This window comes from Sphingobium phenoxybenzoativorans, assembly GCF_018286635.1.
GTDB classification, from domain to species: domain Bacteria; phylum Pseudomonadota; class Alphaproteobacteria; order Sphingomonadales; family Sphingomonadaceae; genus Sphingobium; species Sphingobium phenoxybenzoativorans.
In genome coordinates this window covers 1,223,230-1,244,334 of the sequence record NZ_CP073910.1, presented here as the reverse complement: position 1 = coordinate 1,244,334, position 21,105 = coordinate 1,223,230, and the positions used below count along the sequence as shown (strand labels likewise).

General features: G+C 62.2%; 16 protein-coding genes. 8 read left to right on the top strand and 8 right to left on the bottom strand.

Going from position 1 to position 21,105, the window contains the following annotated elements; all coding sequences use genetic code 11:
- Both KFK14_RS06045 and tcuA read right to left on the bottom strand, forming a co-directional pair.
- Positions 1–1,407: an MmgE/PrpD family protein gene (locus KFK14_RS06045; RefSeq protein ID WP_212610231.1), complete on the bottom strand. Its 1,407-nt coding sequence runs from the start codon at positions 1,405–1,407 to the stop codon at positions 1–3.
- A gap of 24 nt (positions 1,408–1,431) precedes the next feature.
- Positions 1,432–2,961 carry an FAD-dependent tricarballylate dehydrogenase TcuA gene (gene tcuA / locus KFK14_RS06040; protein ID WP_212610230.1) on the bottom strand — a complete coding sequence of 510 codons (1,530 nt, stop codon included), beginning with the start codon at positions 2,959–2,961 and terminating at the stop codon, positions 1,432–1,434.
- A 198-nt stretch (positions 2,962–3,159) separates the two neighbouring features.
- Here tcuA and KFK14_RS06035 point away from each other — a divergent pair, with 198 nt between their 5' ends.
- Complete coding sequence (locus KFK14_RS06035) at positions 3,160–4,083, top strand: LysR substrate-binding domain-containing protein (protein ID WP_212610229.1); 924 nt, start codon at positions 3,160–3,162, stop codon at positions 4,081–4,083.
- A 21-nt stretch (positions 4,084–4,104) separates the two neighbouring features.
- On the opposite strand, the gene KFK14_RS06030 is transcribed toward KFK14_RS06035, so the two are convergent.
- The 3 genes from KFK14_RS06030 to KFK14_RS06020 all read right to left on the bottom strand — a co-directional run bounded on the left by KFK14_RS06030 (position 4,105) and on the right by KFK14_RS06020 (position 7,982).
- Positions 4,105–5,280, bottom strand: coding sequence for a mandelate racemase/muconate lactonizing enzyme family protein (locus KFK14_RS06030; RefSeq protein WP_212610228.1), 1,176 nt, complete (start codon positions 5,278–5,280; stop codon positions 4,105–4,107).
- Positions 5,280–6,935, bottom strand: coding sequence for a GMC family oxidoreductase (locus tag KFK14_RS06025; protein ID WP_212610227.1), 1,656 nt, complete (start codon positions 6,933–6,935; stop codon positions 5,280–5,282). Before KFK14_RS06025 ends, KFK14_RS06030 begins: the two co-directional genes overlap by 1 nt.
- Before the next feature lie 132 nt (positions 6,936–7,067).
- Positions 7,068–7,982 (bottom strand): SMP-30/gluconolactonase/LRE family protein, encoded by a 915-nt coding sequence (locus KFK14_RS06020; protein ID WP_212610226.1) that lies wholly within the window; start codon positions 7,980–7,982, stop codon positions 7,068–7,070.
- 226 nt (positions 7,983–8,208) lie between these two features.
- Between KFK14_RS06020 and KFK14_RS06015 the strand changes: the two genes are divergently transcribed.
- The 3 genes from KFK14_RS06015 to KFK14_RS06005 are packed head-to-tail and all read left to right on the top strand — an operon-like array spanning position 8,209 to position 12,138.
- Complete coding sequence (locus KFK14_RS06015; RefSeq protein ID WP_246524919.1) at positions 8,209–9,693, top strand: aldehyde dehydrogenase; 1,485 nt, start codon at positions 8,209–8,211, stop codon at positions 9,691–9,693.
- A 39-nt stretch (positions 9,694–9,732) separates the two neighbouring features.
- Positions 9,733–10,467 (top strand): cyclase family protein, encoded by a 735-nt coding sequence (locus tag KFK14_RS06010; protein ID WP_212610225.1) that lies wholly within the window; start codon positions 9,733–9,735, stop codon positions 10,465–10,467.
- A 3-nt stretch (positions 10,468–10,470) separates the two neighbouring features.
- Positions 10,471–12,138 (top strand): thiamine pyrophosphate-binding protein, encoded by a 1,668-nt coding sequence (locus tag KFK14_RS06005; RefSeq protein ID WP_212610224.1) that lies wholly within the window; start codon positions 10,471–10,473, stop codon positions 12,136–12,138.
- Here the strand turns inward: KFK14_RS06005 and KFK14_RS06000 are convergent.
- Positions 12,132–13,571, bottom strand: coding sequence for an MFS transporter (locus KFK14_RS06000; RefSeq protein WP_212610223.1), 1,440 nt, complete (start codon positions 13,569–13,571; stop codon positions 12,132–12,134). The genes KFK14_RS06005 and KFK14_RS06000 overlap by 7 nt on opposite strands.
- The gene (locus KFK14_RS05995) at positions 13,568–15,409 is read right to left on the bottom strand and encodes an NAD(P)/FAD-dependent oxidoreductase (RefSeq protein ID WP_246524917.1); all 1,842 of its coding nucleotides are present in this window, start codon (positions 15,407–15,409) and stop codon (positions 13,568–13,570) included. Before KFK14_RS05995 ends, KFK14_RS06000 begins: the two co-directional genes overlap by 4 nt.
- Positions 15,410–15,734: 325 nt before the next feature.
- Between KFK14_RS05995 and KFK14_RS05990 the strand changes: the two genes are divergently transcribed.
- The 4 genes from KFK14_RS05990 to KFK14_RS05975 all read left to right on the top strand — a co-directional run bounded on the left by KFK14_RS05990 (position 15,735) and on the right by KFK14_RS05975 (position 20,330).
- The gene (locus tag KFK14_RS05990) at positions 15,735–16,211 is read left to right on the top strand and encodes a nuclear transport factor 2 family protein (RefSeq protein WP_070151468.1); all 477 of its coding nucleotides are present in this window, start codon (positions 15,735–15,737) and stop codon (positions 16,209–16,211) included.
- Between the two features lie 51 nt (positions 16,212–16,262).
- Positions 16,263–17,687 carry an NAD-dependent succinate-semialdehyde dehydrogenase gene (locus KFK14_RS05985; RefSeq protein ID WP_246524915.1) on the top strand — a complete coding sequence of 475 codons (1,425 nt, stop codon included), beginning with the start codon at positions 16,263–16,265 and terminating at the stop codon, positions 17,685–17,687.
- Positions 17,688–17,770: 83 nt separating this feature from the next.
- On the top strand, positions 17,771–18,685 hold the full coding sequence (locus KFK14_RS05980) for a TauD/TfdA dioxygenase family protein (RefSeq protein ID WP_212610222.1): 915 nt from the start codon (positions 17,771–17,773) through the stop codon (positions 18,683–18,685).
- A 37-nt stretch (positions 18,686–18,722) separates the two neighbouring features.
- Positions 18,723–20,330: a thiamine pyrophosphate-binding protein gene (locus tag KFK14_RS05975; protein ID WP_212610221.1), complete on the top strand. Its 1,608-nt coding sequence runs from the start codon at positions 18,723–18,725 to the stop codon at positions 20,328–20,330.
- Between the two features lie 6 nt (positions 20,331–20,336).
- Here the strand turns inward: KFK14_RS05975 and KFK14_RS05970 are convergent, their stop codons facing one another.
- A complete protein-coding gene (locus tag KFK14_RS05970; protein WP_212610220.1) occupies positions 20,337–21,086 on the bottom strand; it encodes an SDR family NAD(P)-dependent oxidoreductase in 750 nt (249 codons plus the stop codon).
- Positions 21,087–21,105 lie beyond the last annotated feature (19 nt).

Below are 21,105 nucleotides of genomic sequence, written 5' to 3'. Positions count from 1 at the left end.
TCAGCGCACCTGCTGCAGCGCGGCGCCTAGAGCGGCGGCGGGCGCTTCCTCATTTTCGAGATTGTCGATGATGCGCTCGATCTCGGCGACCGCTTCTTTGGTCAACTGACGGCTGGCCAGGTCACGGAACTTCTCTTTCAGCACTTCCTCCGACATCGGGTTACGCCAATGGCCGCTGCGATAGGTCTGCTCGTGGAAATGTTCGGAACCGTCCTTCATGGTCACGGTGACGCGCACCGCGCGCATCTGATGCTTCTCGCGCGCGTCAAGCTCGGGGTCGACATAGACCTCGATGCGATTGGCGAGATCAATGATCGTCGGATCGGTAAGCTTGTCATCCGTATACTGGTCGATGAAGGCGTTGCCCTCCAGCAGGGTCACCGCGCCGGTGTAAGGCAGGTTCATCTGCGCGCTGATCGTCTCGCCATTGGGCACATAGGGCCAGCCGCAATGGACAAAGACCATCTCGGTCGTGCCGATGCGCACCTTGGCGACATCCTCGCCCTTGATCCCGGCCTTCTCGCGGATCGCGCGCAGGGCATCGACCGAGGTCTGGCTGCTGGCGAGCGAGGAATAGCGCTTGAAGCCGTTGCGCCGCATCTCCCAGTCGCTGCCGAGGCCGTTGGTGGCGAAGCTCAGATCATATTCGGATGAGTAGGTGGAACAGAAGCCGCCATAGGGAGCCTCCAGCACGTCGCGGACGCCAGTCAATCCTTCGCGGGCGCAAAGCGCGGCGATGATGCCGTTCTGCGATGCCTTACCGGAATGGAACCGCTTGGCCATCGCACCGAATTGCGCAGCCATCAGACCGGCCGCCTGACTGCCAGCGAGGCCAAGCGCGCTCACATATTGGTCAGTGTCCAGATCGAGAAGCTTGGCGATCGCCGCCGCCGAACCGAATGTGCTGGTCAGGCCGCAGGGATGGAAACCGCGATGGAAGGCGGAGGGGCTGACTGTGTTGCCGATGCGCGTACCAAGCTCATAGCCCGCCACGGTCGCGCGGATCATGTCCTTGCCGTCGAACGCGCCAAACGCGCCTTCGGAGCTGGCGATCACCGCCGGGACAACACCCGCGCCATAATGCGACATCGACTGATCGTGACAGTCGTCAAGCTCATAGCCCTGCGCGGCCGTGCCGTTGATGAAGGCGGCGCCAAGCGGATCAACCTTGACCTTCATGCCCCAGGCGCTGGCCGTCGGCTTCTGGCCGAGCAGGTTCACCGTGCGGACCACCGACTGCACCCACGGCGTCGGCGCGCCGAACACGCCGCAGCCAAGGCTGTCCCGGATGCACTGCTTGGCGTTAAGGATCAGATCGTCGGGAATATCCTGATATTGCAGGTTCGCGGCGAAGTCGGCGATGTCACGGGTGGCGCCCGGCACGACAAAGGTTGTTGGAGCGTTCATGGAAGGTCTTTCTTCGAAAAATGATCAGGCGACGGAAAGCGCGGGTTTCCGCGAAATGGTCTTGGCGTAGGCAGCGGCGCTGCCGCCCGCGAGGCGGCCGAACACCGCCCCGCTGGTAAGGCCGCTGGCGCCCGGATAGTTGAAGTAGAATATGCCGCCGACCATCTCGCCGGCCGCAAACAGGCCGGGGATCGCGCCGCCATTGGTGTCCAGCACCTCGCCCTCGGTCGAAATCTTCACGCCGCCGAAGGTGAAGGTCACGCCGCAGGTCACGGCATAAGCCTCGAACGGCCCGGTATCGATGGTGTTGGCCCAGTTGCTGCGGACAACGCCATTGCTGCTTGCACCGCGCCCGTCCTTGATATTGGGATCGAACGGGACATCGGTCTTTACCGACGCATTGAACTCGCTGACCGTCGCAAGGAACTGCTCCTTGTCGATCTCGCCGATCTGATCGGCCAGTTCCTCGATCGTCGGCGCGGCAACCTTGGTGACGTAGCGCGTGCGATATTCGTCGCGCAGCAGGTGATTCACTTTGGAATCATAAACTTGCCACGCGACCTGGCCGGGCTGTTGCAACACTGCCTGACCATATTTGGCGTAGGTGTAATTGCGGAAGTCAGCGCCCTCATCGACGAACCGCTTTCCGTCACGATTGACCATGATGCAGAGCGGATAGGAATGCCGCTGATATTGCGGCGTAAGCGCCAGATCGCCAAAATCCTGCGCATAGCGTTCCCACGACACGGCATGGCAGCCCGACCAGTGGCCATAGGGCTGCGCCCCGGCCGCCAGCGCCATCGAAAGTCCGTCGCCAGTGTTGAAACGGGATCCGCGAACCTTGGCCAGATCCCAACCCGGACCCAGATAGCGCGCGCGCCATTCGGCATTGGCTTCGAAGCCGCCACAGGCCAGCACGACCGCGCGTGCGCCGATGGTTTCGGTGTTTCCCTGCTCGTTGATGAGCGTCACGCCAGCGATACCGCTTTCGTCGCGCACCAGATCGCGCACCCATGCGTTATAGCGTATCTCGACGCCACGCTTCTCGGCCGCGTTGAACAAAGCCTCCACCAGACCGGGACCGCCGCTCGCCACCGCGATTGTCGCCCCGCCCCAGAATTTGAAGCGGCCATTCACGCGATAGGCCTGACGGCCGAAATTGGGGAAGAAGCGAACGCCCTGGTCGCGCATCCACAGGATCGTCTCGCGGCTGCCCTTGACCAGTATCTCGCACAGGTCGGGATCGGTGCGATATTGGGTGATCTCGCCCATATCGTCGAAGAATTTCTCCTCGGTATAGGTGCCGAAATCGCTGATCGCGACTTCCTCGTCGGTCAGATCGGGACAGAAAGCGCGGATGTCGTCTGCGCTGTCATAGACTGTGCGCATCAGGCCATCGGTATAGGCCGAGTTCCCTCCCCGCTCCTCGATCGGCGAACGCTCCAGTACGAGCACGCTGCAGCCGGCGTTTACCGCGCTGATGGCGGCGCAAAGCGCGGCGTTGCCGCCGCCGACCACCAGAACGTCATAGTCGGATTGTTGCTGTTCCGGCATTCCTACCCCTTTGATCCAGGAAAGCGCGATCGCTCTCTCTTGAAGACGGCCAGCGGCAGAGCCTGGGCAAGCCCGGTGGAACCGGTCATTTGCCTTTGCCTGCCTCTGGTACCGGGAACAGATTAGGGGATTGCTTTATACGCGCACGTAATATTATAGCATTCTGCCATACCGAAATCTTATGGTGAGGATTTCCGATTGAAACTCCAGCAGCTCCGTTATGTTGTTGAAATCGTGCGACAGAATAATCATCTGTCGGCTGCGGCAGACGCTCTTAATACGTCCCAACCCGGCGTGAGCCGCCAGATACAGTTGCTAGAGCAGGAACTGGGCTTCGAGATATTCCTGCGCACCCGCAACCGCATCATCGGCCTGACCGAACCGGGCAATGTCGTCTTTTCCATCGCACAACGGATCGCGACGGATGTCGCGGCGCTGAAATCGCTGAAGGAGGACATGCATTCCGGTAATCACGGCGTATTCACCATCGCGACGACGCATACCCAGGCCCGCTATGTGCTGCCAAAGGTGGTCGAGAAATTCGTGGCGCGCTATCCCGACGTCAAGCTGGTGCTGAAGCAGGGAGACCCGGAAGAAATCTGCGCATTGGTCGAGGCGGGCGACGCCGACCTGTCGATCGGCACCGAAACGACGCGTGACTTCCCCAATCTTGTGAAACTCGATTGCTTCGACCTGCATCGCTGCATCGTCGCTCCGGCCGATCACCCTATCCTCGCCGTCCCCGAACTGACGCTGGAGGAAATCGCGCGCTACCCGATCATCACCTATGACACGCGATATAGCGGCCGCTGGAAGGTGATGAAGGCCTTCTCAGACGCCAATCTGGAGCCGAAGATCGTGATGAGCGGTATCGATGCCGACGTGTGTAAGACGTATGTGGGCATGGGGCTTGGCATCGGCATCCTTGCGGCGATGACCTATGATCCCGAACGCGATGTGGGCATTCGCGCCCGCGACGCATCCCACCTGCTGCCATCAAGCACGATCAAGATCGTGCTACGCCGGAACACCTATCTGCGGTCCTTCCTGCTCGATTTCGTCCATTCGGTCGCCCCCAATCTGACGCCGCTCCGGGTTCGCCGGGCAGTGCATGAATTTTAGGGACCTGCCGGCCTTGCCGGCCTAGGCCGTCACATCAAGCTTCTGGAGCGTCATGCGTTCCAGCGCTGCTTCATCGACCGTCAGGCCAAGTCCGGGACCTGTCGGCACAGCTACGGCTCCGTCGACAATGCGCATGGCCCCGTCCGCGATGAGCGGATCATCACCCATGACGCCCACGCCAAAGACGAACTCCGCCGCGCCGAAAGTGCGCGCCGCCGGAACCGAAGCGCAGAAATGCGCGGCCGCGGCCGCCTCAAGCTGCGAAGCAACGGCCAGGCCGCCGCAATTGATGCCGATCCCATGGGCTTCACCAACAGCGGCGATCTTGCGGGCAGGCGTAAGACCGCCAACCTTGTAGAGCTTGATGCAAAAGACGTCGGCCGCTTCCGCATCGACGATGCGCGCCGCATCCTGCAGCGTGAACAGGCTCTCATCCGCCATGATCGGCACACCGCCCGCCTTCGCCCGGATCGCGGACATGGCCTTCAGGTTGGCGCGCTCGACCGGCTGTTCGCAATAGCCCACATCCATATCGCGCAGCGCATGCAGCGCCGAAACGGTATCCGCTGCGGTCCATCCTGTGTTGGGATCGACGCCGATCATGATGTCAGGCCCAATGGCCTTGCGGACCAGTTCAAAATTGGCGACGTCAGCGCGCCAGCCGCCCTTGCCCGCGGCCTTCAGGCACAGCACCCGAATGCCGAATTCCTCGACGGCGCGCCGCGCATCGGCAACCATCTGCGCCGGATCGTCATACAGGCTGACGGACCATTCCAGCGGGATCACCGCATTCGCCCGCCCACCGATCAGGTCATGGACGGGCACGCCCAGCGCCTTGCCCAACGCATCGTGCAAGGCAATGTCGATCAGCGCCCGCGCCGCCGGATTTCCGGCGAGGCGCGATGTCAGCAGCCCATCGATCGCCTCCAGATCGCAGATCCTGCGGCCGATTAGCAGCGGTCCATAAATATCCTTGATGGCGCCGATCACGCTATGCACGGTATCGGCGACGAAGTGCCCTGGACTGATCGGCCGGATCTGGGCGATCCCCGTCACGCCCTCGGCATGGATCTTGAGCACCACCGGTTTGCCCAGGAGCTGATCCGCCGGTCCCGTATCATAACTGCCGCTGGAAAAGGTGCGCTTCAGGCGCACGGGCAGTTCGGTGACGCGAAGCTCTATCCGCTCGATACGCATCAGGCGGCCGCCTTCCGGTCATTGCGCGACTGCGCGAGAACGATGTCTGCGCCCCGTTCCCCCAACGCTATGGTCGGCGCGTTGGTGTTGGACGAAGGGATGGTCGGGAAGATCGAGGAATCGATCACGCGGAGATTGCCGACGCCGCGCACCCGCAATTGCGGATCAACCACCGCCTCTGCATCGGTTCCCGCCTTGCAACTGCCGACAATATGCCAGGTCGTCTGCGTCGTTTCCCGGATATAGTCGATAATTTCCTCATCGGTGCTGGTGCTGGCGCCGGGGCGCGTTTCGCGGACAATCATCTCCTGCATGGCGGGGAAAGAGGCGACGTTCCTGACCGCCTTGATGCCCGCGAGCAGGACGCCGACATCATGCGGATCATCGCAATATTTCGGATCGATCTTGGGATATGCCACCGGATCAGGCGACTGGATATGGGTCCAGCCGCGCGAATGCGGATGCAGCCCCATGACCCCGATGGTGAAGCCGGAATGGGCGTCCAGCCCATCCTGCGGCCGCCGCGCATAGCGGTCCTTGCCGGAAAATGGCTGAAGCTGCAGCTTCAGGTCGGCGCGATGTTCGTCGGGCGAACTGCGCATGACGATATGCGCAACCGCGGAACAGATCGATAAAAGCCCCTTGCCGAACAGTGCGAATTTCAGCCCCTCCTTCACCTTGACGGTCGGGCGCTGCAGCGCATCGTTGATCGTGATCGGCTTGGTGCATTCGAACGTCAGGCGCGTATTGGGATGATCGAGCAGATTTTCGCCCACCGCTGGCATATCCCGCAGCACCTCTATGCCATATTCGCGCAACAGCGATGCGCGCCCGATCCCGGACAGTTCCAGCAGCTTGGGCGATTGCACCGGCCCCGCCGACAGGATCACTTCCTTCCGTGCATCGATGCGCGTCAGGTCGTTCCCGCGCCGCACCTCGACGCCCGTCGCCACCCCATTCTCGATGATCACGCGCGTCACCAGCGCATCAACCATCACGTCAAGGTTGGCGCGGCCGCGCGCGGGCTTCAGATATCCGACCGCCGAGGACGAGCGGAACCCGCGCTTCGTTGAATATTGCAGATAGGACGCGCCCTCATAATGGCCGTCATTATAATCCTCGACATAATCGAAGCCCGCCTGACATCCGGCCTCAACAAAGGCGTCGGCCAGCTTGTCGAAATGCTTGAGGCTGGTCACGCCGATCGGCCCATCATGGCCGCGAACCGCCGGATCGCCCTGCCGATAGCTTTCCATCCGCTTGAAATAGGGCAGCATGTCGGACCAGCCCCAGCCGGGCAGGCCCATCGCTTCCCAACTATCAAATTCCGCCGGATCGCCGCGAACATAGACATTGCCGTTGATCGAACTGGACCCGCCAAGCACCCGGCCGCGCGTCCACAACTGCGTGCGGTTCTTCAGCGCGGTCTGCGGTTCGGTGATGAACGGCCAGGTGTGATTGGGGTCCTTGAGCAGGTTCACCACCATCAACGGGATGTGGATGTTGATGCTGCTGTCTTTCCTGCCCGCCTCGATCAGCAGGACACGTTCACGGCCATCTTCCGACAGGCGGTTGGCGACCGCACATCCCGCGGAACCCGCGCCAACGACGATGAAATCATAAGGCCCTTCATGCTGGCCAGCCCGTGCTTCCACGCTGCATCCCTCTATTAATCTATAGTGATTATGCCGCACGTTAGGATCGGGTGGCATGCATTACAATGTAATCGACGGGCATTAGCATATCGAAATCTTATGCCAGCAAAGCGCCTTCCGTGGCTGCGCAAATCATGGCTGCGGCTTGACCGTGACAGGCACCCGCCAGATTTCGCCCTTGTCCGCCTCCGTCACATACAGATGGCCGTCATGGATGGTCAGGTTGGTGGTCCAGCGGCCAGCGCCCGCAGGCAATTTCAGATAGCCGAGCACGAAGCCGTCCGTGTCAGCGATGCCCACCGCTCCGGCGAAGAACTCCGCCCAGTATAGCCTGCCATCGCTGTCCATCGTCATGCCGTCGGGTCCGATCCCGCCATCGGTATGGGCAAGGACATAGGGACCGCGCTTGCTCTGCGCATTGGACACCGAAGGCATCGTCATGATCGTCTTGGCGCCATAAAGGCCGATGTTGACGAACTTGCCGTCCGGCGTGAGCGCCACGCCATTGGGATAGGGCAGATTGTCGGCAATGATCTGCGCCTTGTCGGAGCCGGGCGCGAAATAGGCGACCCGCCCGATCCGGTCGATGAAGTTGGAATTGTTGGCGAGAGTCACATAGATGCCGCCCGCCTCGTCGAAAACCAGGTCATTGGCGATGAACGCCTTGCCATCCACCTTGTCCGCGATCACGGTCATCGCCCCGGTGTCTGTGTTATATGCCAGAATGCCGCGCGCATTGTCGGTGATGAAAAGCCGCCCGTCCTTGTGAAAGCGTGCGCCATTGGGGTGGCCGCCGGTCTTGGCTTTGGTGACGCATTTGCCGTCGACCACCTTGATGATGTCACCGCTGAACAGGCTGACGGCCCATGCAGCGCCGTTCTTGTCGAAATTGATCCCTTCCAGGAACTGGCCGCAGGTCACGACCTTTTCGAAACGGCATTCGCCGCAAATATCGTTTAGCGTCGATGCAGTGGCAGCCTCTGCCCCCAGTCCGCAGATCGCAAGGGATGCGCACCCAAAGGCCCGCAGCGATTTCCAGATCGTCATTTTCCTCTCCCATGCTTCGACGGGTTTCCGGCGGCGGTCGCCACTCGGCCAAAGCCATCCGAAGTCCGGCGACCGAAAGCCAATATCCAATCGATATTCAGGAGAAGCTTTGCTTATGGCGAACGGCGCACCACCATAAGCATGCGTTATTCTCGTCAGACAGAAACATATTGGAGGGCATAGCTCCGACGCGTTACTCCTGAAAAAAAGGCGCGAGAGGATCACAGTGACGGTGCAGCAGGACTATAATCTTTATATCGGCGGCGCGTGGGTGCCGCCTGCATCGAACGAGCGCTTTCCAACCCTCAACCCCTTCACTCAGCAGAGCTGGGCAACCATTGCCCAGGCCGATCAGACCGACGTCGCCGCCGCGGTTGCCGCGGCCCGCGAGGCGTTCGAAAAGCGCTGGCGCGGCGTACCCGGCGTCGAGCGCGCCCGGCTGATGCACCGTCTGGCCGACCTGATCGATCGGGACGCGGACCGGCTCGGCACGCTGGAATCGACGGACAATGGCAAGGTGGTTCGCGAAACCCGCGCCCAGATGCGCTTTTGCGCCCGCGTATTCCGTTTCTTCGCCGGCTATGCGGACAAGATTTTCGGCAAGGTCATCCCGGTCGATCGGACCGATATATTCGACTATGCTACAATGGAGCCGCTGGGGGCGATCGGAGTGATCACCGCCTGGAACTCCCCGATCGCGCTACTTGCCAACAAGGTGCCCGCGGCGCTGGCGGCGGGCAACACCGTGGTCGTGAAACCTTCCGAGCACGCCTCCGTCACCACACTGGAATTTGCCAAGCTGTTCGAGGAAGCCGGTTTTCCGAAAGGCGTTTTCAACGTCGTCACCGGCGACGTCCGCACCGGCAAGGCGCTCGTGGAGGGCGGCGGTCTCGACAAGATCAGCTTCACCGGCAGCAGTCATGGCGGCCGGGAAATAGCGGCTGCGGCGGGCCGCAATCTCACGCCCGTCATCCTGGAACTTGGGGGCAAATCCCCGAACATCATTTTCGATGACGCCGATCTGCCAAAGGCTATCGTCGGCGCCTTGGCGGGCATCTTCGCAGCAACCGGCCAGACTTGCATCGCCGGATCGCGCCTGCTGGTGCAACGTCCCGTCTATGCCACAGTGGTTGAGGAGCTTGCCCGGCGCGCCGAGAATATCCGCCTGGGCGATCCGCTCGACCTGGCGACGGAAATGGGCACCGCCGCCAACCAGCCGCAGTTCGACCGCATCCTGTCCTTCATCGAGTCCGCTAAACAGGATGGCGCGCGCCTGATAACCGGCGGCGAAGCGGCGCGGGAGGGTATCCTGCGCGACGGCCTGTTCGTGAAGCCCACCATCTTCGCAGACGTCGATAATCAGATGCGGGTCGCCCGCGAGGAAATCTTCGGACCGGTGCTGTCCATCATCCCCTTCGATACCGAGGATGAAGCCATCGCAATCGGCAACGATCAAAGCTTCGGCCTCGCATCGGGCATCTGGACCCAGGGCCTGAACCGCATGCATCGCGTATCCGCCGCGCTTCGCGCCGGGATGGTCTGGGTCAACACCTATCGCGCTGTCGCCGTGCAGACCCCCTTTGGCGGGGTCAAGGACAGCGGCTTCGGGCGGGAGCGCGGCGAAGAAGGCATGCGCGAATTCCTGACCACCAAAAATGTGATGATCAACCTGTCCGAAAATGACCGCGACCCCTTCCAGGTGCAAACCTGATCCCAAAAGAAATGCGCAAAGCGTGAGAGGATTTGGCCGATGTGCGAACAATGCCCAAAGGCGCCCAGTGGCTGGCTTGGCTGGCTGGACCTGCCCGAAAACAGGCCGGTAACGCCGACCGGACCATGGATCGACCTGACGCATGATGTGGGACCGGACATGCCCTGCGCGTCGATCTTCCCCAAACCGCATTTCGGCAAGCTGCGTTCACTGCCCGGCGATCCGTTCAACGTCACTGACATCCACATGGTCGCGCACGCGGGAACCCATGTGGACGCGCCGCTACATTATTTCGAACATTCCCCCGACATGGCGTCGATCCCGCCCGGCCGGCTGAGCGGCGAAGGCGTGGTCTGGCGCATAGAGAAGGACTGTGACGAGATCATCTCGGTCGCCGATCTGGAACAATGCCGGCCCCTGATCCGGGAAGGCGACATTCTGGCCGTGGACACAGGCTGGGCCGCGCGCTTCGGCACACCGGAATATGAACTGCACCCCAGTTTCAGCCCGGAAGCCGCGGTCTGGTTGCTGGAGCGGCGCATCAAGATGCTGGCCTGCGATTTCGCCACGCCCGATCTTGTCTACCATCTGCGGCAACCCGGTTTCGACTGGCCAGTGCATCGCACTCTTCTCGCAAACGGCATTCTGATCTGCGAACATCTGACTGGCCATGCGGCGCTGGCGGGTGAAAGGGTCGAGTTCATGTTCGGCGCCCTCCCCATCGCGGGCGGCGACGGATCGCCCGCCCGCGTTGTCGCCCGCCGCATCGGCTGAATCATGTATAGCGGCGATCAGTATCTGGCGGATGCCTTCGCGGCGTGCGGCGTCAGCCATTTCTTCCATGTCCCGCTTGTCCTGCCGAAAGCGGTCAAGGCGATGCAGGCGGCCAAGGTCAACCCGATCGTCGTCCATAGCGAAAAAGCCGCCGCCTATATGGCCGACGGCTATGCGCGCGCCTCCGGCAGGATCGGCATATGCGGCGCGCAGCAGATCGGCGCAGCCAATCTCGCCGCCGGACTGCTCGACGCCTATATGGCCCGGTCGCCCGTCCTGGCGCTGACAGGCGGAAGCAGCGCGACAACACGGGACCGCAACCAGTATCAGGAGGTGGATCAGCAGCCGATCTATGCGGGTCTGACCAAGATGACCTCGCGGATAGACATGGCCTCCCGCCTGCCCGACATGCTGGGTCAGGCGATGCGCGTCGCCACGACGGGCGCACCGGGGCCGGTTCATCTCGAACTGGCCGGCTTCACCGGATTCGTGCTTAGCGAACCGATGGATGCCGCGCCGCTTCCCGATCCCGCTTTCGCCCTCTGCCCAGCCGTCCGCCACGCCGCGCCGCTCGCCGATATTCAGCGCGCTCTAGACCTGCTTCATAAAGCCGAGCGGCCTGTCATCATTGCCGGGTCGGGCATCCGCTCGAGCGGCGCGCAGGATGCGCTCAAGAAATTCGTGCGACGCCACAATCTGCCGCTCGCGACCTCCCTCGACGCCAAGGCGACGCTTGCGGAAAGCGATCCGTTGTCCATCGGCATATGCGGCATCTATTCGCGTGAGATCGCCAATCAGGCCGTGAGCGAGGCCGATCTCGTCATCTTTGCAGGCACCACGACGGGCAGCATGACGACCACCGGCTGGAAAGTCCCCGCGCCAGGCGTCGCCGCGATCCAGATCGACGTCGATCCACGTGAGCTGGGGCGCAACTATCCCTTACAGGCGAGCCTCTGCGGCGATCCGGCGACAATATTCGAACAATTGTCCGAGGCGGCCGGTGAACAGCCGGACCGGTCGGGCTGGCTCGACCATATCAGCACGCTGCGCAAGGATTGGCGGCGCGCCATCGAAGCGGTCGAAACATCAAACGCCCTTCCCGTCCGGCCGGAAAGGCTGTGCAGGATATTATCCGAAGAACTGCCCGAACGCGCGCTGCTGGTGGTCGATACCGGCCATGCCGCCGCATGGGCCGCCCGCAACATCTATCTCGACAGGGCTGGGCAGGGATTGCTGCGCGCGGCGGGATCGCTTGGCTGGTCCTATCCGGCCGCTCTGGGTGCAAAATGCGCGCAGCCCAATCGGCCTGTGGTGTGCCTCACCGGCGATGGCGCTTTCCTCTATCATATGAGTGAGATGGAAACGGCCCGGCGCTATGGCATCAACACGGTGACCATCGTCAGCAACAATAACGGGTTCAGCCAGGAAAAACCGATCTGGATCGATAACCCGGACTATGACCATCATTGGCGTTTCTCCCCCGTCAACTATGCGGAAGCGGCGCAGGCATTCGGCTGCAAGGCCTATCGGGTCGAGCGGCCGGAGGATCTGGCGCCCATTCTTCGCTCGGTATTCAGGGACGATGCGCCGGTTATTATCGAGGTGATGACCGACGAACTGGTGCTTCATCCCCCCGCATGGACGCCATCGGAACAGGCGCGCTTCTACTGATCGTCGGGCGGGATATGCCCGCTCATTGCGGACCCTGCATCCGGCGCAAAGCTGCGGTTGACGAAGAACGCCAGGGCCGAAATGAGGGCAACCACGGCCAGCGCCGCTGAAAAGTCCCGCGCGGCCGGGGCAAGGGAGCCACGCCAGACCATGCTTGCCTGAACCACCATGGCGCCAGTGCATATGCCCAGCGACAGCAGCAATTGCTGGAAGGTGGAATAGAGGCTCGACGCGCGGCTCATCCGCTCCGCCTCGATATGTTCATAGGCGACCGTATTATATACGGTGAACTGGAAGGACATGAAGAATCCCGCCAGCACAAGCACCGCCATCATCGCTGGCATGGGCCATTCCGCCCGGAACGCGCCCGACAATCCGTAGAATAGTGACGACAGCAGGCCATTCACGATCAGGCTGCGCCGGAACCCGAACCTGCGCATGACCGGCGAAACAATGGTCTTGGCCATCAGCGACCCGACTGCGGTGGCCAGCAAAATCATCCCGCTCATCGCCGGGCTGAAGCCGAAGCCCACCTGAAACATCAACGGCAGCAGGAAGGGCTGCGCGCCCTGCGTGATCCGCGTCAGCGATCCTCCCATGAGGGACAAGCGGAAAGACCGATCCCGCAACATCCCCAGATCGAGCAGAGGGTCCAGCCGCCTGCGGGCGTGAAACGCATACACGCCGCCCATCAAGGCCGCGACGATCAGAAAGGCGAGCGCATGGTGCGCTTCGCCCGGCCGGCTGACGCTTTCGCACCCCATCAACAAGGAGCCAAGCCCGACGGCGCAAATGGCGAACCCGACAAAGTCGGGCCGTCCCCGCGTTCCAGCCCGGATATTGTCGATATAGGCCGACACAGCGGCTATTCCGGCGATCCCTATGGGCAGGTTGATGTAGAATATCCAGCGCCAATCCAGATGGGTGACGATCAATCCCCCGATTGGCGGCCCCAATATCGGACCCAGCAGGGCGGGCGTCACAAGCCACGCTGTTGCGGAAACCAGTTCGTCCTTACGCGCGGCGCGCAACAGGGCGAGCCGTCCCACCGGGATCATCATCGCTCCGGCCGCACCCTGTAAGAACCGCGCCGCACCCATTTCGGTTACCGAGGTCGAGAATGCGCAAAGCAGCGAACTGCCCATGAAGATCAGGATCGCGGCGCGCAGCACTGACCGCGAACCGAAGCGATCCGCCATCCGCCCGCTCACAGGTATGAATATCGCAAGCGCCAGCAGATAGGCCGTCAGCAATATGCTGAGAGTGTTGGCTGGTTCGCCGAATTCGCGCGCAATCGTGGGCAATGCCGTCGCCAATATGGTGGCGTCGATCTGCTCCATCAGCATGGTCGATGCGACGATCAGGGCGACAATGCGATAATTGCCCGGCTTGGGTCGATCGGCGGTCAGGACATCCGGGCGTTCGCCCCTCATGCCTCCTGGGAAGCCATCTCGCGACTTGCCGCGAGACCAAGCGGCTCACGCATGATGGCGTCCGGCTGATGCACCGGCGTATCCAGCCCCTCCATCCTCGCCTTGAGCTGCAGCGCCAGATGCAGGGAATGGAAGCGCGACTGGACGAGATTGCCGCCATGGAACCAGAGCGCCTCTTGCCTGGTCGGTTTCCACATGTTGCGAAGCTCGCCCTCCCACGGTCCGGGGTCCATCGCGGTGTCGGAGCCAAGCCCCCAGCAGCGGCCGACCTTCTCTGCGACTTCGCGGGATATCAGCATCTCCGCCCAGCCATCCATGGGGCCATAGCCGGTCGCATAGATGATCGCATCGGCGGGCAGTTCACTGCCATCGGTCAGGACCACGCCCTGCGCCGTGATCGATGCCACGCCCACGCCGCTGCGCACCTTAATCTCTCCGTCGCAGATCAGGTCCGATCCGCCGACGTCGATATAATAGCCTGAGGCGCGGCGCATATATTTCCCGCCGATGGCCGTGCCGTCTTCCCCGAAATCGAACTGGAATCCCGAGGCGGCAAGCCGCTCGTAAAAGGCGGCGTCCTCTTTGCGAATTTGCTCACAATTCCGCCGGTCGATCGGCTCCTTCAAACGGAATGGCAAAGACGCCATCATTAGGTCCGCACGATCCGTATCGATGCCCGCTTCCACCCCCGCCTCGGAATATGGTCCGGCTTCGGCGATCCGCCGCAACGCGCTCGCCTTGATCACGGTCGTCGGCGACCGCTGGATCATCGTCACATCGGCATCGTTCGACCAGAGATCGACACAGATATCATGCGCGGAATTGTTGGAGCCGACGACAACGCAGGTCTTGCCGGCGAACGATGCTCCATCCTCATATTGGCTGGAATGGCATTGCACCCCATGGAAGCTTTCAGCGCCGGGAAATACGGGGATATTGGATATGCCCGACAGGCCTGTCGCAAGTATCATCTGAGCCGGGCGCAAGACCATTTCCTGTCCGGCCCGGTTGACGGTCACGGTCCAGCGCTTCGCCGCCTCGTCATAATTGGCTTTGACACACCGCGTGGAACCCCAGAAATCCAGTTCCATCACCTTGGCGTACATTTCCAGCCAGTCGCCCATCTTGTCCTTGGCGGTATAGACGGGCCAGTGGTCCGGGAACGGGATATAGGGCAGGTGATCGATCCAGACCGGATCATGCAGGTAGAGCGATTTATACCGGCTGCGCCACGCATCGCCCGGCTTTTCCAGGGCGTCTATGATAAGCGTGGGCACTCCAAGCCGTTTTAGCCGCGCTCCGAGCGCGAGGCCGCCCTGGCTTCCCCCGACGATCAGGCAATAGGGCTGCTCCTCGACACCCAGAGTCCGCGCCGTTTCGGCCCGCGCTTCGGTCCAGGTTTCGCGATCCTTGATTGCGCGATGCACCACGCCCTCCGGCCGCCTCCGGCCGCCCGGCTCCTCAAAGCCCTTCAACTCCTGAAGCGCCGTCAGCAAAGTGTAGCAGCGGCCATCCTTCAGACGGACATGCCCCTTGCCGCGCCCGGTCGACGTTTCGAAATCAAACCAGCCCTCAACCATGCCGTCCGCTTCGCGCGCAACTCCCTCGACGACGGCATTGAACGGAAGCACCCCCTCGATCTGCGTTGCCAGCATCTTGGAAATCGCCTCGCGCCCCTCCATCGTCGCGATATTCCAGGTAAAGGAAACAAGGTCGCGCCAATAGCATTCGTCGGCGGCGAAAAGCGCGCGGACGCCTTCAATATCGCGGGCATTGAGTGCGGCCTGAAAGGCTTCGAGCCACATTCCAAGCTCATTGTCACGCTGCCCACCAGTCACCCTATGCTCCTCTGCCACACGAAAATGCCGCCTGCTTATGTTGTCGATTGAGGAAAGGCCCGCCCCGGCAATCCGGGAACGCCGGTGATGAGGGCGCGCGCGTCGGCAGCCTGTCCTGAACCGAATTGCTTAAATGGCAAAACCGCCTGTCCTGCAGAAATAAGTGTTTCCGTACCAGTATAAGGAAACGCGATCAGACATGGGCGTACAATACATTATCCTATGGCATCCAAGAGTAGCGCAGGCCCGGCGGGCGCTGGGCCAGTGTTGCTCGGCATAATGGCAAGTCCGCCGCCAGCGGGCGGGAGAGGTAAAAAGTTCAGCGATGACGCCTGAAGACAAGATCATGCTCACCCAAATCCTCCTCTCCAACGCGACCGACTATTGGTATGAGGTGGACGTCAATGGCGGCCTCAATACGCGCGATTTCTATCTGGAGGACGCCACCTTCTTCAATCTGCGCGGACGCGAGGCGATCCACCAATTTTATGTGTGGCGGCAAAGCCGGGGGCCGCGCGTCAACCGCCATGTCATCACCAATTTCCGGGCGGAGCTGATCGAACCCGGCATTGCCCGGACCAACAATGTCATGCTGCTGTTCGCGGGCGATGGCGCGCCGGTGCTCCCGTCGCATGCTCCCATCCAGATCGCCGAACAGATCGACCATCTTGTCCTGTGCGATGATGGCCGCTGGCGGTTCCGCGCGAGGGAGTTTGTCAATCTGTTCAAGAGCGACACGCCGACCACCGTGCCGCCTCGCGAATGGTATGAAAAATGGAGCCCCGCCAGCCTGAAGGATTGACCCGGACTGTGGGCCGCCAGCCAAAAAAATGTCGTCGGCAAGGGAAATGATGTGAAGCGCGAGCAATGTTTCATCGCGGGCAATTGGGTGAGCAACGGGGAATGGGTTTCGGTGGACAACCCGGCCACCGGGGCGATCATCGGGCGCATCCCCTCATTGGGCCGGCCGGAAACCCGAAAGGCGATCGAGGCGTCCGCTCAGGCGATGCAGGACTGGGCGGCGCGTCCCGCCAATGCCCGCGCAGTCATTCTCCAGCGGATCGCATCGCTCATGGAGCAGCGCTCGGACGCTCTCGCCGCCCTGTTGACGGAAGAACAGGGCAAGCCCCTTGCCGAAGCGCGTGGAGAGATCGCCTATGCCGCTTCCTTTTTCCAATGGTTCGGAGAAGAAGCCAAACGCGCCTATGGGGAGGTCATTCCCGGCCACATGGCGGACAAGCGCCTCTTTGTCCTCAAACAGCCGGTCGGGGTTGTGGCGGCGATAACGCCGTGGAATTTCCCCGCCGCGATGATCACGCGCAAGCTTGCCCCCGCCCTAGCTGCGGGCTGCGGCATGGTGCTCAAGCCTTCCGAACTGACCCCCTTCACCGCGCTCGCCATTGCCGGGATCGCCGACGAGGCAGGCGTGCCGAAAGGACTGTTCAACGTCGTAACCGGCGATGCGGCGGAAATAGGCGCGGAGTTCCTCGAAAACCCGGCCGTCCGCAAGATCAGCTTCACCGGATCGACCGCTGTCGGTCGCCTGCTGATGCAGGGGGCTGCGTCCAGCATCAAGAAGCTCAGCCTCGAACTGGGCGGCAATGCCCCTTTCATCGTGTTCGACGACGCTGATCTGGATGCGGCGGTGGAAGGCGCCATACAGTCCAAATACCGCAACGCCGGCCAGACATGCGTCTGCGCCAATCGCTTCTATATTCAGTCGGGCATTTACGATGCCTTTGTGGAGAAAATGGCCGCCGCCGTCTCCAGGCTGCGGGTCGGCAACGGCGCGGACCCCGGTACGGACATCGGCCCGCTGATCGACGAACGCGCCGTCGCGAAGGTCAAGCGCCACATAGACGACGCTGCAGGCAAGGGCGCAAGGATAGTGCTGGGCGGGACCGGCGCACCGCAAGGCCCCCGCTTCTTCACGCCGACCCTGCTGCGCGATGTGAAGCCCGGCATGGATGTATTGCGGGAGGAAACCTTCGGTCCGCTCGCGCCGCTTGTGAAGTTCGATGCCGATGCCGACGCCATTGCAATGGCGAATGACAGCGAGTTCGGCCTCGCCGCCTATTTCTACGCCAGGGACATAAACCGGATATGGCGCGCCGCCGAAGGCATTGAGTCCGGCATAATCGGCATAAACACCGGGCTTATCTCGACCGAGGTCGCGCCATTTGGAGGCGTAAAGCAATCCGGCATTGGCCGCGAAGGATCGCGCCACGGCCTCGATGAATATCTCGAACTCAAATATCTTTGTCTTTCGGTCGCTTGAATCCGCGCGGCATTTGTGACAAAGATTTATGGGACCGGTAACAAGATGATTTTGCCTTGAGCCAGGCTTTGCAGGAGAAGACAGTGTCCGTTCGTTCAGCCACGATAGACAATGGCGAATTGCTGAAATGCACGCCGCTTCACCCCCATTTCGCCGCCCGTGCGGAGGGCATCGACCTTCGCAAACCGTTGACCGAAGCGCAAAAGAAAGCGGTCAAGGCGGCGATGGACGAATATGCCGTGGTGGTGTTCCCCGGCCAGATGATGAGCGACGAGGAACAGGCCGCCTTCGCTGAGCAGTTTGGCGAGATTGAGGAAACCCCGACACTGGTGGATCAGTCCCGCCGCCGCATCGCCAATATGAAGATCAACGATATTTCCAATCTGGGACCGGACGGCCAGATCTGGGGCGCGGACGACCGGCGGCGGATGTATAATCTGGGCAATCTGCTCTGGCACAGCGACAGCAGCTTCAAGCCGACCCCGGCCTACTGGTCGATGCTTCAGGCGCGCGTCATTCCCCCCATTGGCGGCGAAACGGAATTTATCGATACGCGCGTCGCCTGGGACCATCTGCCCGAAGAATTGAAGGATGAAGTCCGCGACCTGACCGTCTACCACTCGCTGATCTATTCACGCGAGCAGATGGGCTTCGACGCTTTCAGCCCGGAGGAAATCGAGCGCTGCAAACCCGTGGCGCAGCGCATGGTGCGGCTGCATCAGGAATCGGGACGCCTCGCTCTGTATCTTTCAGCCCATATCGGCGCGATCGAGGGATGGCCGCGGCCGGAGGCCATGGCGCTGATCCGTCATCTGACCGAATTCGCGACGCAGCGGCAATTCGTCTACCAACATCATTGGGCCGTGGGCGACCTTGTGATCTGGGACAATCGCTGCACCATGCATCGCGGCACGCGCTTTGACGACAAGAAACATCCACGCGACATGCGCCGGGTCACGCTGGAAGACAGCGCCCCGACGCTGGAACAGGCGATCTGAAACAGACCGGACGGCTTTCGGGAAAGAGGTACTGACAATGACCGTTGAAACGGTAAGCGAGGCCATCGTCGCACGCCTCGCCGACGAGGGCGTGCGCTTCATTTTCGGCGTGCCGGGGGGCGAGTGCAATCTCGATGTCATTGCCGCCGCTGAAAAGCAGGGACTTCGTTTCATCCTGACCCGCACCGAAACCTCCGCCGCCATAATGGCATGCGTGGCGTCGGAGATCAGCGGCGCGCCCGGCGTCGCCATGACCACGCGCGGCCCCGGCCTTGCGGCGGCCAGCAATGGCGTCGCCTATGCCGACCTTGATCGCGCGGCCATGCTGCTGATTGCCGATGGCTATGAGGATGATCAGGGCTACATCAGTCATCAGCGGATCGATCAGACGGCGATCCTGGCGCCCATGCTCCGCGCCTCCTCCAATCTGCGGGGGGCCGACCCGATCGAGGAAGTCGACAGGCTTCTGAATGCCGCAACCGGCAATCCCCCCGGCCCCGCCTATCTGGAGGTCGCCGGCTCCTTTATCCGGCGCCCCGGAAAGGCTGCTCCGGGCGGCCGCGTGAGCTCCGCCATTGCCAAGCCCGATCAAGCCGCGCTTGCGGAGGCGCGGTCGCTGATCGCTTCGGCGCGCCGCCCCATCCTGCTTGCCGGATTGCAGGCCCGGTCCCCGGATGCCGCGGCCGCGCTGCGCGCCTTCGTCGATGCGACCGGCTGCCCCGTCCTCGCCACGTACAAGGCGAAAGGCGTTATATCGGAAAATACCCCGCCGGGTCTTGGCCTCTACGCAAATGGCGTTCCCGAACAGCCGCTGATCGGATCGGCCGACCTTATCATCCTCTATGGCTTCGATCCGGTCGAGGGTCCTCCCCAGGTCTGGCGCTACGGCGCTATTCCATCCGTCGAACTCACCAACCATGCGTTTGACGACCCCCTGTTCAGGCCGACCGTTTCGGTCATAGGCGACATCACGGCGTCCATCGGCGCCCTTGGTGATGCCGCCGATGCAAGCGGATGGCCGGCGGCTGAGCTGGCGCAGCGCAAGGATCAGCTTTGGGCGGCCGCGCAAATCTTCACGGGCGATGGAATCTCTCCGGCCGCACTCGTCCGCGCCGCGCAGAAAGCATTGCCGGGCGATAGCCGCATCACGATCGATGCAGGCGCGCATATGCTGCCCGTGCTGCATAGCTGGCGTTGCGACGCGCCGAACCTGTCGCTCATCTCGCGCGGCCTTTCGACCATGGGATTCGCCATCCCTGCGGCCATTGCGGCAAGCCTTGTCGACCCGGACAGAACCACGGTGGCCTTCACCGGCGATGGCGGCGCGATGATGTGCCTGGGCGAACTCGGCACCGCGATCCAGAACGGGGCCACGCCACTGGTCGTCGTATTCAACGATTCCTCGCTGACCCTGATCGGTTCCAAGCAGCGCCGCCGGCAACTGGCGCCAGCGGGCGTCGACTTCTCCCATACGGATTTCGCCCAGGTCGCAAGCGGCTTCGGCTGGCATGCGCGCCGCGTCACTGAGGAGGGAGAGCTTGCCGCCGCCTTTGCCGAAGCATTGGCCAGCGGCCGCCCCGCCCTCATCGATGTCGAGATCAACCCCGAAAGCTACGACGCTCTCATCCTCGCCATCCGGGGCTGACCGCCTTTACCCGGCCAGATAAGCGCCATCGACGGGAATGATCGTCCCGGAAACATAGCGCGCGGCGTCCGAAGCCAAATAGACGGCGGTTCCTGCAATCTCGTCCGGCTGCCCCTGCCGGCGCAACGGCGTCCGCGCGATGATCGCGGCTTCCCGCTCCGGCGTCTTTTGATCGTCGGGCACCAGGGTCGATTCGATAAAGCCCGGCGCAATCGCATTCACTCGTATGCCGTCAGCGCCCCATTCCACTGCAAGCGCGCGCGTCAATTGCATCACTGCCCCCTTGGACGCGGCATAGGCGGCCGCATTGGGGGCCGCCACGAACGAGCGGATCGACGCGAGGTTGATCACCGATCCGCGGGTTTCGCGCAAATGGGGATAGAAAGCCCGACACATATTGAACGGGCCGCCGACATTGATCGCGAGGGTGCGATTCCAGTTCTCGACGGCCTCCTCCTCATGGATGCGTCCGGGAAAGATGACGCCCGCATTGTTCACCAGAATAGAGATCGCCCCCATCTCCCGCCGCACCTGCTCCGCCAGCGCGTCGCAAGCCGCCGCGTCGGATACATCGAGCCTGAAAGACCGGGCTTCCCCACCCGCATCCGCTATGCCCCTGACGGCATCGGCGGCCTCATTTTCGTGAACGTCCGTCAGCACGACGCGCGCGCCGGCCTCCGCCAGTCCCCGCGCAATCGCCCGGCCTATCCCGCGCGCGGCCCCCGTCACGACGGCGAGTTGCCCATCAAGCTGCATCAATGATCCTTCCATAATA